This window comes from Pseudoalteromonas sp. BMB (assembly GCF_001709235.1).
In the GTDB taxonomy this organism is placed as follows: Bacteria; Pseudomonadota; Gammaproteobacteria; order Enterobacterales; family Alteromonadaceae; genus Pseudoalteromonas; species Pseudoalteromonas maricaloris.
Genome location: NZ_MBQA01000001.1, coordinates 132,973 through 145,757, shown reverse-complemented (window position 1 = coordinate 145,757; position 12,785 = coordinate 132,973). Strand labels below are relative to the sequence as shown.

10 protein-coding genes are annotated in these 12,785 nt (G+C 43.5%); 5 read left to right on the top strand and 5 right to left on the bottom strand.

Features of this window, described 5'->3' with window-relative positions:
* Nucleotides 1-349: 349 nt before the first annotated feature.
* Genes BB427_RS00665 through BB427_RS00655 form a run of 3 tightly spaced genes read left to right on the top strand, consistent with a single transcriptional unit; the run spans nt 350 to nt 3,286 of the window.
* Nucleotides 350-1,489: a patatin-like phospholipase family protein gene (locus BB427_RS00665; RefSeq protein WP_045964207.1), complete on the top strand. Its 1,140-nt coding sequence runs from the start codon at nt 350-352 to the stop codon at nt 1,487-1,489.
* A gap of 30 nt (nt 1,490-1,519) precedes the next feature.
* Entirely contained in the window at nt 1,520-2,698 is a 1,179-nt protein-coding gene (locus BB427_RS00660) for a beta-propeller fold lactonase family protein (RefSeq protein WP_069018620.1), read from the top strand.
* A gap of 6 nt (nt 2,699-2,704) precedes the next feature.
* Nucleotides 2,705-3,286 (top strand): GNAT family N-acetyltransferase, encoded by a 582-nt coding sequence (locus tag BB427_RS00655; RefSeq protein WP_069018619.1) that lies wholly within the window; start codon nt 2,705-2,707, stop codon nt 3,284-3,286.
* A gap of 240 nt (nt 3,287-3,526) precedes the next feature.
* Here the strand turns inward: BB427_RS00655 and BB427_RS00650 are convergent, their stop codons facing one another.
* On the bottom strand, nt 3,527-4,738 hold the full coding sequence (locus BB427_RS00650) for an alpha/beta hydrolase (RefSeq protein ID WP_069018618.1): 1,212 nt from the start codon (nt 4,736-4,738) through the stop codon (nt 3,527-3,529).
* A gap of 115 nt (nt 4,739-4,853) precedes the next feature.
* On the opposite strand from BB427_RS00650, the gene BB427_RS00645 reads away from it, so the two are divergent.
* Nucleotides 4,854-6,944, top strand: coding sequence for a winged helix-turn-helix domain-containing protein (locus BB427_RS00645; protein ID WP_069018617.1), 2,091 nt, complete (start codon nt 4,854-4,856; stop codon nt 6,942-6,944).
* Between the two features lie 91 nt (nt 6,945-7,035).
* On the opposite strand, the gene BB427_RS00640 is transcribed toward BB427_RS00645, so the two are convergent.
* Nucleotides 7,036-9,006 carry a monovalent cation:proton antiporter-2 (CPA2) family protein gene (locus tag BB427_RS00640; protein WP_069018616.1) on the bottom strand — a complete coding sequence of 657 codons (1,971 nt, stop codon included), beginning with the start codon at nt 9,004-9,006 and terminating at the stop codon, nt 7,036-7,038.
* Nucleotides 9,007-9,159: 153 nt separating this feature from the next.
* Here BB427_RS00640 and BB427_RS00635 point away from each other — a divergent pair, with 153 nt between their 5' ends.
* Nucleotides 9,160-10,056 carry a GGDEF domain-containing protein gene (locus BB427_RS00635; protein ID WP_010371382.1) on the top strand — a complete coding sequence of 299 codons (897 nt, stop codon included), beginning with the start codon at nt 9,160-9,162 and terminating at the stop codon, nt 10,054-10,056.
* Between the two features lie 34 nt (nt 10,057-10,090).
* On the opposite strand, the gene BB427_RS00630 is transcribed toward BB427_RS00635, so the two are convergent.
* The 3 genes from BB427_RS00630 to accA form a co-directional block, all read right to left on the bottom strand.
* Nucleotides 10,091-10,438: a hypothetical protein gene (locus BB427_RS00630; protein ID WP_039497156.1), complete on the bottom strand. Its 348-nt coding sequence runs from the start codon at nt 10,436-10,438 to the stop codon at nt 10,091-10,093.
* Nucleotides 10,431-11,738 (bottom strand): tRNA lysidine(34) synthetase TilS, encoded by a 1,308-nt coding sequence (tilS, locus tag BB427_RS00625; RefSeq protein WP_069018615.1) that lies wholly within the window; start codon nt 11,736-11,738, stop codon nt 10,431-10,433. The genes BB427_RS00630 and tilS overlap by 8 nt, the downstream gene beginning before the upstream one ends.
* Nucleotides 11,739-11,825: 87 nt before the next feature.
* Entirely contained in the window at nt 11,826-12,782 is a 957-nt protein-coding gene (gene accA, locus BB427_RS00620; protein ID WP_010371368.1) for an acetyl-CoA carboxylase carboxyl transferase subunit alpha, read from the bottom strand.
* Nucleotides 12,783-12,785 lie beyond the last annotated feature (3 nt).

The window sequence follows — 12,785 nt, the reverse complement described above, 5'->3', positions numbered from 1 at the left end:
CTTTATTAAATACAAAATCGCGCCAATTAGCGACTAAATTAAACCGCTAGTTTGTTAAAATTTGTTTGTGCCACCATAGCGCTTTAGTGCTTAAATTTCAAAATAATAGCCTAATATGTTGCGCGGGTATGTGCACTCAAACAACTTGGGTTTTAGCTAGGTTCAACTAGAATAAATAATACAACCTATAAGCGGCTTAAGGGCAGAGTGGCACTTTACTACTAAAAATAACGCATTTACTGGAGTTATCAACTCTTTGCACCTAAAGCATTACAACATCAACAAAGATAAATAACGCATAAAAAGACCAAATTTAAATTAAGCAAATTTAACAGCAGGATAGCCTCTTTTGAGAAAGCATAGAACGAGTGATAAAAAAATTGCCTTACTACTGACTGGAGGTGGCGCAAGAGCCGCTTATCAAGTTGGGGTATTAAAGGCGCTTGCGCAAAGTATGCCTCGTACTTCTCCCCTCCCCTTTGAAATCATTACTGGCACCTCTGCCGGCGCAATTAACTCGGCGGGGATTGCCTGTTACGCATCTTGCTTTCACCTTGCGGTGAAAAAAGTGGAATATATTTGGAAGAACTTTAGCACCGACATGGTGTACAAAAGCTCGTTTACTGGTGCATACGGCCATTTATTTGCCAATATGATGCGTAGCTTTCAAGCGCAATACCTTAATCAGCCACCAGCCAGCTTGTTAAATAACTCGCCGCTTCGAAAGCTGCTGGCCAATGTGCTTGATTTAAATCGCATCGATCACAATCTACACCGCCATTATCTTGATGCCATCGCGATTACGGTTTCGAGCTATTCTACTGGTAAGTCAGTGGCGTTTTATCAAGCGAACAATGCTGAGCCTTGGCAGCGCTCAAAGCGCGAAGGTGTTCCGGGCACAATTTCGCTCGACTTACTCATGGCAAGTTCGGCTATACCTATGGTGTTTCCAAGCGTGCGCGTTAAACATCATTACTATGGAGATGGCTCTATCCACCAGCTTTCCCCGCTTAGCCCTGCCATTCATTTAGGTGCGGATAAAATCTTTGTGATCGGTGTTGAACAGCCTAAACTACCACAGCCGCTCGGTTATGAGCCGCATTTTCCGGGAATGTCTGTGGTCGCCGGTCACCTGCTAGACAGTGTGTTTAGCGATACCCTAAATTCAGACATCGAACGGCTCGACCGCGTTAACCGTACGGTAAGCTTGCTACCGGCCAGAGAAAAGCACAAAGAACTTAGGCGAGTAGATCATATGCTCATCAAGCCAACGGTTAATTTTAATGAAGTCGCAGATCATTATTACGAAGATATGCCGTTGGCAATCAAGCTGTTACTCAGAACCATGGGGGTTAAAAAGCATTCTCCGTCGAGTTTAACTAGTTACTTGCTGTTTGAGCGTACTTATACACAAAAACTCATTGAGCTTGGATTTGAAGACGGCATGAACCGCTTGGACGAAATGAGAGAGTTTTTGGAACTCAAGTAAGATTTACAATAATAAAAATAGGTAGTAAAGATGTATAAACCTACTATAAGTGCACTTATGCATATCGCACTTGGGTCAATTTCATTTAGCGCACACAGCCAAACGTTCGACGTTGTTCAAATCATCCAAAATAACACCGCTGGGTTTAGCGGCTTAGATAATCCCAGGCAGCTGCGTTTTAATCACCAAGGTACGCAGGCCGTTGCAGTAAGTGGCGACGATAACGCAGTGGTTACATTTGCACTTAATGCAAATAAGCAGCTAGTCCAAGATCAACTCTTTCAATCGAGCGATGCGCAACCACTTTTACTTACTGGCGCATCCGATGCGGTATTCGTAAATAGCAATCTCATTCTTAACACTAGCTTTTACGATGGTGCATTAAATGTGTTTGCAAAAGATAAAACGGGTAAGTTTAACCTTGTGCAAACATTTTCTGACGAAGTGTCTTACAAAGTGGTGTTTGATCCAACCAAAAATGCCTCAGCTCATAACACCCTTAGCTTGTTTGCACCTTGGAAAATTAGCTTAAGTGGCGACAAGCGCTATGCATTTATCCCTAGTTATAAAAGCAATACGGTCACTGCTTTTAGGATCACTCCTACAAACAGCGTGACGTGGCTAGGCCCTATTGATAGCGCTGAGCAAACTGATATGGGTGGGCCTGTGGATGTGCTAGTAAGTAAAGAGGCTAACGCGCTTATCGTTGCAGGTTATGAAGGTGATGTCATTACGCTATGGCAACAGACAAAAGGTACTTATACTGTTAAACAGCGCATCGTTAAAAACGACACTAACTTGCTCGCACTCAGTAAACCACAAGCCTTGGTTGCTAGCTCAGATTTCACTGTTTTTTATGTTGCAGCGGCGGGCAGTAACAGCATTTTAGCCTTTGAGCGTCAACAAAATGGTCAATATCATTTGCTCCAGACCATTGATGCAAGCCAAGTTGGCAAGCCACTTAACGGTGTCTCCACCTTGTTACTTGCTGCTGATGGCAAAAGGTTGTTCGCAGCCTCTGAGAGTAGCTCTGGTATTGCAGAGTTTAGCGTTACCGCAACGGGCAAACTTACATATATCGCAACTTTTGATGATTTGACCAATCCCTTAGCCAATATATCAGCCTTGGCTTTTGTGACAGACGCAAATCACTTAGCCGTATCTCTTGCAAAACAAGATACCATCAAAATACTCAAAATAAGGAAGTAGTAACGCATGTGGCCAACTGATAAATCACTGATAGGACACCATGTCACCCTTGAACCATTATCAACAACACATATTAATGCGCTGCAACAGGCAGTAAAAGATGGTGAAGCTTGGAAGCTTTGGTATGCCAATGTCCCCACCCCAGACGATATGGAACGCTATGTTAACACTGCGATAAGTCAAGGTTCTGAAGGCAACCTTGCCTATGCGGTAAGGCTAAATAGCAGCAACGAAATCGTGGGAACCACCCGCTATTACAATGCAGATATAGCTAATCGCCGTGCCATGCTAGGCTATACATGGTACAGCGATAAAGTGCGTCGAACAGCGGTTAACACGGAGTGTAAGCTTTTGCTGTTACAGCAACTTTTTGAAGATTTTGACGCCATTGCCGTAGAGTTTAGAACTCACTTTTTTAATCATGCCTCTCGCAATGCCATTGAGCGACTTGGCGCCAAACTCGATGGTATCTTGCGCAGTCACCAGATTGGTAGAAACGGCGAGCTAAGAGACACCGTTGTGTATTCGATTATCGCCTCAGAATGGCCCACCGTTAAGCAGCATTTATTGAGCAAGCTCGACAGGTAGTAAAAGCATAAAAGATCGCAGGGTGAACCTGCTCCTACTCCGTGTTGTAGGAGACGCTTTACGCGACGAGCAGTAACAACAAAAACAACACACAAGATCGCAGGGTGAACCTGCTCCTACTCCGTTGTAGGAGACGCTTTACGCAGCGAGCAGTAACATAAAAACAACACACAAGATCGCAGGGTGAACCTGCTCCTACTTTGTGTTGTAGGAGACGCTTTACGCGGCGATCTGTATAGCTTACTGCACGATTTTACTTTTTGCTTGAGCTATCATGCTTTCAAAATAATCATATACTGACGGATCGTCGACTTGCTGTGCTTTCGCAAGTTGCAAGGCGTGATTAAAGCTTTTCAGCGCCTTGTTATACGCTTTGTTCTCTATATATCCATGGCCTAGGCTTGCATGGGCATAAGACGAGTCGGGATAACGCGTGACAAATGCATTTAAAGTCGCAAGTGCAGCGTCTACACGTTTATGGCTGATTTGCGCGTCAGCAAGTGCTCTGTATATAGACTCTGGCACTAACACATCAAACTCATAGCGTTTAGAGAGCTTTAGATAATAATCTTCAATATCAGAGATATGCGCATATTTTCCTGCTTCTTCGTTAAGCTCAAAATAAAAATCATCAAAAAGTTCCGTTAATCCTTCATAGAGACTTGGGTAAAACGTAGTTTGATGCGTTTCCAATTCTTTGAGGCTAAATTGCCAATTTACTTCTTTTGATCGAAGTGCTTTCAGGTTTGACGCAACTCGCATACCGTTGGTGTAAAAGTCGCCACCTTCCCCAGCGATACTAATATACAAATTGCGACGTAAATCATGAGCTGAGTTGCTGAGTGCTTTAAACTGCTGATCGAGCTCTTCCTCACCCCACCAACCTGGCGGACTAACAAGCAGATAATTAGTAAATATCTCTGGCTTATTTAAAAAGGTGTGTAGTCCGTAGATCCCACCATTGGAATACCCTACTAACGTACGATTAGGTTTGAGTAAATATTGTGACTCAATGAAAGGAAATAACTCTTGAGTTAAGAAGGCTGTAAACTCGGTTGTCTTGCCAAATTGAGGAAACTTCTCTTTAATCCAGCGCTGTCTATCACTTTGAGCCTCACCGTTAATTGGCGGTAAGTAGTCTCTAGTTCTTACCGTGGTTTTCAACCCAACAACGATGGTAGCTGGTATTTTTCCAGTACTAACCAAAGACTCCACAATGCCCACGGTTTGGGTAAAAAAGAATTCTGCATCGAGTAAGTACAACACTTGATATTGTTTCTTAGGGTCATAATCATTTGGTGTATAAACCATGACCTCCCTATTCTCACTTAATATCTTAGATGCAAAAGTTATTTTAGACCCAATAGTGATGGCTTGTTGTTCTAATGTTTGCCCATACACCTTGCCCAATGCTGCAAGTAGCATTAACAATAGCAAAATAATAAAACGCATGACTTTCCTTTTTAGTTTATTTTTATCAGTGTGTTACATTAGAAAAAAACAGGGCGATAAAATAGCAAAGTTTGCTGATTTTTCGCTGATAATTCGCTGAAAAAAGAATTTTAAAATGGAATTAAAGCAGTTTTTGATTGCGGAACACCTTGTGGATGTAAACCGCAATCATATTGTTATCGACCAACAAACGTATGCGCTCCCCCCTAAAGCAATAGCGGTGCTTTGTGAATTGGCAAAACAACCTAGAGAAGTAGTGAGCTTTGAGCAACTACTTAACACCGTTTGGCACGACAGAGTTGTTTCTCCCAATACATTGCAGCGCTGCATTTTTCAAATTCGCCAAGTATTCAAATATGCTGATAGTGAGTTAGAGTTTATAAAAACGCACAGTAAAAAAGGCTATAGTTTAGAGGCATCCGTTACGTCAACAAGCAATAAGCCAAGCGCGCATAAAGCGACTCAAAAATCTCGCCCACGCGCTGCAAAATTTGGGGTAGCGGCACTAGCGATAGTTATCACGGCTTATCTCTTTACGGTTATAATTCAACCAAAAACCAAGCCCAGAGTACCGATTCAGCCTACTTTTACTCCAATGACCACAAGTGACGCATGGGATGCAAATGCCAGCTACTCACCCAATGGACAATGGATTGTTTTTCAGCGCTTTAGCGATAATTGCCATAGTCAGCTTTGGGTAAAAAATCTAGCCTCGCACAAAACCTCTCGTTTAACCGCTCGCCAGGGCGTATACGGAAAACCAAGTTGGTCACATGACGCAAAGCAACTAACTTTTACTGAACGGAGTCATTGCAAGGCTCAAGAGACGTCTCCCTTTTGCTGGTTTTTAAACACACTAAATGTCGATACTGCAATCAACTCACCACAAAATCCACATGCCGTTATCGCTTGCCAAGAAAAGCCCATATGGCGTGCAAATTGGATGAAAAGCGGCGAGATCAGTTACTTATCTCATTTGCGCCCTAAGCGAGTAGTGCCCTACCTTTTTGATTTAAATACAAAAAAAAGCCGCACTACCGAGTATTTGCCAAACTTTGAAAACTACACTCTTGACTATCTTGCAGATCAAAATGTTTTCGCAATGGTGAGCATTGATGAGCACAACTCTCATCACCTGAATATTTACAATCCTGATAAGACACTAACGATCACGGCAAAGATAGTACTACCGCACGAATTGTCACCATTACAGCCAATTGAAGTCAGTTATCATCCAAGCGGTGAGTATTTGCTCGCATCGACGACTAATGGACTTTATAAACTGCAAACCAACGGGAGAATGGTTGCACTTGATACTGGGGGCAGAAAGAATCTAACAGAGGCTTCTTTTTCAGCTGATGGAAAACAGATTTTAGCGACACAGATAAATGCCGATACCGATATTTTTACCTTAAGTCTTGCTCAAATACGAAATCACCAAACCGCTGCGACAGCAAAGATAGCCAGAACAACAATGAAGGAGGACAATCCACAGTTTCAACCTCATGGTGATCATATTGCTTTTACATCTACACGTACCGGCTCAAGACAAATATGGCTTTACAATGACCAAGGTGTTTCACAGCTTACCGATTCACGGCACGACAATATCAGCAAACGAATTGTGTGGTCTCCTGCGGGTAATGAGATAGCTGGCACAACACAACAAGGACTCACTATTTGGTCCTTAAATGGTGAGAAAACCCTCATTGCTAATTCGCTTGCCATTGATTCCGTCCTGCAGTGGCTGACGCCGAAAACGTTGTTGGTCACAGCAAGGGAAAATGGAAACGCGGGGCTTTACATTATAAATAAAGATACCAAAGATGCCTCACTCATTGTTTCTGAAAATGTAGTTTGGGCCGCGCAAGTAGATAGTGAGCATTTTCTTTATCAAGATATGAGTCAGCGTTTTTGGCTTGTTAACACAAACGCAGCTCCCGTACCGACTGAGATCCATGCGTTACGCGCTCAGTTAGCGCAGCCATTTGCCGTTTATAAAGACGGTATATTGTACGGCGTAAACAACGACAACCAACTATGGTCTTATCATCTCAGTACAGGGATATATCAACGCCTTTCAGAGGTACCCAGTAACAGCCGTTACTTAGCAGATTTTAACGGTGACACCTTTTTGTTTACTCAAATGCATTTGATGCAAAAGCATATCGTGTCATTTAATACACCTGATGATCAAGGCACATAGATAGAGCAAGAACGCATCCTGCTCCTACTCCGTGTTGTAGGAGACGCTTTACGCGGCGATCTGTTAAAAAAGCATAATTTAAAAAACGTTATTATGGCAGGCCATCGAGTAAAAACTGCTCCGCACGTTCAACGCGGCGGGGTTTCCCCTTTAACAGCAAAACATCATTAACGCGTAAAATGGTTTGCTCATCTGGTTGAGCAATTTCTTCGCCGTCACGTCTTAACGCAGTAATATCAACGCGCTTAACGTTGAGCTCAAGCTCAGCAATTGACTTGTTAACAGCAAATGCATGGTCAGGCAAAGCAATGGCATGCAGATATTCTAGCCTCTCGCCTGTGACTTCATGCAGATCACTGCTGTCTCCAGCAAAAAAACCATGTAAATACGGATAACGATTTTCTCGCTCTTTACTGACGCGACGAAAAATCCTGCGCATTGGCACGCCAGACATGTACAACACATGAGAAACCAACATCAAACTTGCTTCTAAAGTTTCTGGCACAACTTCTGCGACGCCCATGGCTTTTAATTGCTCCATGTAGCTGTCATCTTTCATGCGTACCAAGATCTTCACTTCGTGGGTACGCCGACGAATGGCGTCTACAACCACTTGCGTCTGTTCAAAGTCATCGAAGGTAATGATAACCAAGCGCGCTTTATCAATATTTGCTGACTTTAACAGCGTTTTTTGTGCCGCATGACCAAATAGCACAGGCTCACCCGCAATTTGTGCGTCTTGTACAATTTGCGGGTTGCGCTCTACCGCAATATAAGGAATAGCCTCTGGACGTAAAAATCGTGCGATAGTTTGACCAACACGCGCATAACCAAAAATCACAACATGATTTTTTAAATCAGCCGCGTTATAACCACTCGGAGCTTCGGGTTGCCAGTCTTTTTCTATTCCCAAGATATTGAGAATATGCGCGGTTTTACTAATAAGATAAGGCGTTAACGCCATAGACAACACGCCAAGCGTGATCAAGAAGGACACCGCATTTTGATCCAACAACTGATGTTTACTGGCAAGCGCGAGTAACACAAAGCCAAATTCCCCCATCTGCCAGATCAAAATACCAGCGCCCCAAGCGTCTTTTTTACGCTCACCCATTAACTGCGCAACGCCAACGATGATCAACACTTTGATCACAAGCACCGCGGCAAGTGCTGCAACAATATAAATAAACTGGTCGAGCACATAAGGAATATTTAGCTGCATACCCACTGTGACAAAAAAGAGTCCCATTAGAATATCTCGAAATGGTCTAATTTCTGCCTCAAGCTGATGCCGATATTGGCTTTCCCCTAGCATCATGCCCGCTAAAAATGCGCCGAGCGCCATTGAAAGCCCGAATGCATAAGTGAGCGAGCCCGCGCACAGGGCTACAACCAAAGTAGATAAAACAAAGAGCTCATCTGTTCTTACTAATGCGATTTCGTTAAATATTCTAGGCAGTAACCACTTACCTATTGCCCATAAAACCAGACACACCACAGCCCCCTTAGCAAATGCAAAAAGTAGCGCTGATGCCAGCTCTGAATTACTTGCAGAGGAAATAAGCGGAAACGCGATGAGCAGCGGCACAACGGCAATATCTTGGAATAACAACATGCCAATACCGAGCTGACCATGACGTGTGTTGAGCATCCCCAGCTCTTTTAACAGCTTAACCACAACCGCCGTAGAAGAAAGTGCGATGAGGCTCGCAATCACAAATGCCCCTACCCACTCATATTGCATAAAACGCAACACCAACATACCAATTATCGTGGTCACAATGACCTGTAAACTCCCTAAACCGAATACTACGTTTCGCATTGCCATTAATTTTGGCACGGAAAATTCAAGCCCTAAACTGAACAGTAAAAACACGATCCCAAGCTCGGCCATAAAGTGAATTTCTTGGCTGTCACTCATCCATCCAATGCCGTGACTGCCCGCAATGACTCCAGTGAGCAAATAAGCCAGAATAGGCGGCAAGCCAATCCGCTTAAAGGACCAGACTAAAATTACAGCACATAACAGCAAGGCAAAAACCTGCGCGAAGATACTTTGCAATCTGCCTCCTGAGCGAAAAAATTGACGGGGAATAAGGGTGGATTTCTTTTTCTTTCTCTTAAATATAGCAAGCGTTTGTTTTTAAGCCAGTTTAAATTTTTGGCACAAAGTTCGCATATTAATCATGTATTGTTGTATTTAAGGGGAAGAAATATGGAAAATGTCCATATTTTGACACAAAGATTGCCGACCAGAGGCGATTACTTGCCGTTCAATTCTGAACAGTATAGTACGCAAGGCGGTGAACACTACGCGCGATTAGTCGACAAACTTCAGACAACACTCAACATTGAAGAGCTGTTGACTATTTACGCGGAGCATGTGGCAAGAATTTCAAAAATTTCGGGACTCCAGTTCCATTGTAGCCTTGGCGTCTTTCAGATGAAGGACAGCGATAGCCAATTTCCAGCTAGTACGTTTGATCTTGAGCTCGAAAAAGAACACTTAGGCCAGCTGGTGTATTTCAGTGAGTTTCCATTTAGTGAAGCTATCAAGGCAAAATTGTCAAAATTACACGCCTGTTTAATTTACCCAATGCGTAACGCTTTGATGTATAACCGTGTGTTGCAACTAGCAACCAAGGACTCACTAACGGGACTTTACAATCGCAGTCAGTTTGCTGACAACTTAGAAGAAAAGCTTGAACGATGCCGTCGTCAACATCGTAATTTCAGCTTAATGCTTTTAGATTTAGACAACTTTAAGCAGGTGAATGATGTTCATGGCCATAAAGCCGGTGATGAAGTGTTGGTTGAGTTTTCACGTATTTTACAAACCTCAACACGCGCAACTGATTCGGTATTTAGGTTCGGTGGTGATGAGTTCGCCATTTTAATTGACGATCCTGCGTTTACAACCAACAAAGTGATCGCAGAAAGAATTATGGAAGCCGTAAGAAAGTCGAGCATGTTGGCTAAATATACGGTGACCACAAGCATTGGCTTTACGCTGGCATCGAGCCATGATACTGCCGACAATATATTTGCTCGTTCGGATAGCGGCTTATACCGCGCAAAAGCAGCCGGGCGAAACTGCGCTCGCGCAGTATAAAAAAACCACTTCCCCTTTTGCTCAGTGTTATGCGTTAACGCTGAGCATCTTTTCCTAAGTATAGGTATGCCATCAGGGCAAGCGCCGCGCCGTTAAAAAATCCATTTATTACCCATGCAAGCGCAAGGAAATCGGGTAACTCTGAAAACATCACCGCAAGCATTGGCGCAAGTAAGCCAAGAATAAAATACATTCCGCCCTTACCATGCCAATACAATAGTAAAAACACAATACTGATAATGCCTGATGCCGAAGCAAATATTTGATTCAGCCACACCACTTCACTCGACATAAAGAGTACGATAAACACCACCGCAGTGAACACCACCGCATAAGGCGCTTTTTGCGCTAACTGTTGGCCAATTTTTTTACTTTCAGTCATCTTTTACTACCCAAATAATGCCATTATCCTCTGCGTGCTCGGCACTCACAAACAGTCCGTTCACCGCCACCGGTGTATCATTGTAATAAACAACCGCAATAGAATCACGCTCCCAGCTTGGAATATGTAAATCTTTTAGCCAATGTTTCAAGGTATTAGAACCAGGTTTGCCCTGTGGTTTGATTTTATCTTTAAGTCTGCCGTAACGAATGCTAACGATTTCGTCCGTGAAAGGTTTGCGGACCCCCTTGCCCGTTTGTAAAGCAACAGGTGTACTTTGCCCGCTGAGTTCGTTGAGGTTAACGGTCTCAATATCATGCTTTTGGCTATTTTCCGTTACCCAATAAAGTGCATCACGATAACGCCTCACTGCGCCTTGCTTAAAACGTATTTCAAGTTGGCTATCTTGGCGTGATGAAAACGCCTGTTGTACAATTTCATCCAACTGTTTTTGACTCGGCATCTCTATGCCCTGCTTTGATAACCACAGTCTGATGACATTATCTCTTCTTGCACAAGAGAGCTGTTGTAAAGCCGTGATGTTTAGCGCCATCCGACAACGACACTTTTGCAAATCTTCTTCACTCACCTCATCAATTATGGTTTGTTGGCGCTGTAAAATATCGATACTACGCAGTGTGTTACCTACAAAACCATTGAATCGAGAGGTAAGTAACGGGATCACCTGATTGCGTAAAAAGTTACGGTCGAACGCATCGTCGGCGTTGGACTCATCAGTAATATGCTCAAGGCCACACTGCTGTGCAAATGCTTCAATCTCGCCACGACTAACGGCAAGTAACGGACGAATACAATATCGCCCAGATGCCAGCTGAGTTGTCGCTCTCATCGCTCCAAGCCCGAGTAACCCTGACCCACGCTTTAATCTCAGTAAGAAAGTTTCTACTTGGTCATCGGCATGTTGCCCAAGTACGATTGCAAAACCTGCTCTGGCCGCGTCATCTAATGCTTGATAGCGAGCTTCGCGTGCTTGCGCTTCAAGGCTAGTACGGGCTTTCCGAGTAATCGAAACCTGTTTTGCAACAAAGGGAACTTTGAGTGTTTCACAAAGTGATTGGCAAAATTGCTGCCACTGCGAAGCGTGCTGAGATAAGCCATGATTAACATAAACCGCTTGGAGTGCAATGTTATGCTTATTTGCATATTCTCGACAAAGATGGAGCAACACAACCGAATCCACACCACCAGATAAAGCAATGCACAACCCTTTGGCGTCAAGGCTGGAGCTCAATACCTTTAAACTTGACTCTACTTGTTGGTAAACCCGACTATTAATCATGTTTTCTTACAATCAATAAAAAAAGCCGCTCAATAGCGGCTTTTTAACTTAAATTAGCATTGATATCAATACGAGCAGAAACCCGTATTAACAATAACCAAATGACATCAGGCGCTTATAACGCTGATCTAACATCTCTTCGGTGCTTAGTGCTTCAAGATCAGCCAAGTCACGTTTAAGCTGCACTTTCAGGTTTTTCGCCATCGCATCGTAATTGCGGTGTGCGCCACCTAGCGGCTCTTCGATGATGTTATTGATAAGATCCAGCTCTTTTACGCGAGAGGCTGATACACCCATAGCTTCAGCGGCAAGTGACGCTTTGTCTGCGCTCTTCCAAAGAATAGAAGCACAACCTTCAGGTGAAATTACCGAATACGTGCTGTATTGCAGCATGTTTACTCTGTCACCAACCCCGATAGCCAATGCGCCACCAGAGCCACCTTCACCAATTACGGTACAAATGGTTGGTACTTTTAGCGCTGCCATCACCTTAAGGTTACGTGCAATCGCTTCACTTTGACCGCGCTCTTCAGCGCCTACACCCGGATAGGCTCCCGGTGTATCGATAAAAGTAATGATTGGCATCTTAAAGCGTTCAGCCATTTCCATTAAGCGCAATGCTTTACGGTAGCCTTCAGGCTTTGGCATACCAAAGTTACGTTTGATTTTTTCAGCGGTATCACGACCTTTTTGCTGACCGATAATCATTACTGGCTTGTCGTCAAGACGTGCAACACCACCAAGAATAGCCGGATCGTTAGCAAAAGTACGGTCGCCTGCGAACTCGTCAAACTCGGTAAAAATGCGTTCAATATAGTCACGAGTATATGGACGAAGCGGATGACGTGCTAATTGAGACACTTGCCAAGCGCCTAAACCGTCGAAAATTTTCTTTGTTTGCTCAACATTTTTGTCTTTTAAGCGGCTGATCTCTTCTTCAAGGCTAAGATCTAAATCGCCAGAGCGACTAACGTTTTGTAATTCTTTGATCTTTGCTTCCAATTCAGCGATTGGAAGTTCAAATTCAAGATAATTGAGGCTCATGCT

Coding starts and splice junctions, on each gene's coding strand:
- BB427_RS00650 (WP_069018618.1), bottom strand. CDS start 4,738: ATGCGTTTTATTATTTTGCTATTGTTAATGCTACTTGCAGCATTGGGC.
- BB427_RS00645 (WP_069018617.1), top strand. CDS start 4,854: ATGGAATTAAAGCAGTTTTTGATTGCGGAACACCTTGTGGATGTAAAC.
- BB427_RS00655 (WP_069018619.1), top strand. CDS start 2,705: ATGTGGCCAACTGATAAATCACTGATAGGACACCATGTCACCCTTGAA.
- BB427_RS00635 (WP_010371382.1), top strand. CDS start 9,160: ATGGAAAATGTCCATATTTTGACACAAAGATTGCCGACCAGAGGCGAT.
- BB427_RS00630 (WP_039497156.1), bottom strand. CDS start 10,438: ATGACTGAAAGTAAAAAAATTGGCCAACAGTTAGCGCAAAAAGCGCCT.
- tilS (WP_069018615.1), bottom strand. CDS start 11,738: ATGATTAATAGTCGGGTTTACCAACAAGTAGAGTCAAGTTTAAAGGTA.
- accA (WP_010371368.1), bottom strand. CDS start 12,782: ATGAGCCTCAATTATCTTGAATTTGAACTTCCAATCGCTGAATTGGAA.
- BB427_RS00660 (WP_069018620.1), top strand. CDS start 1,520: ATGTATAAACCTACTATAAGTGCACTTATGCATATCGCACTTGGGTCA.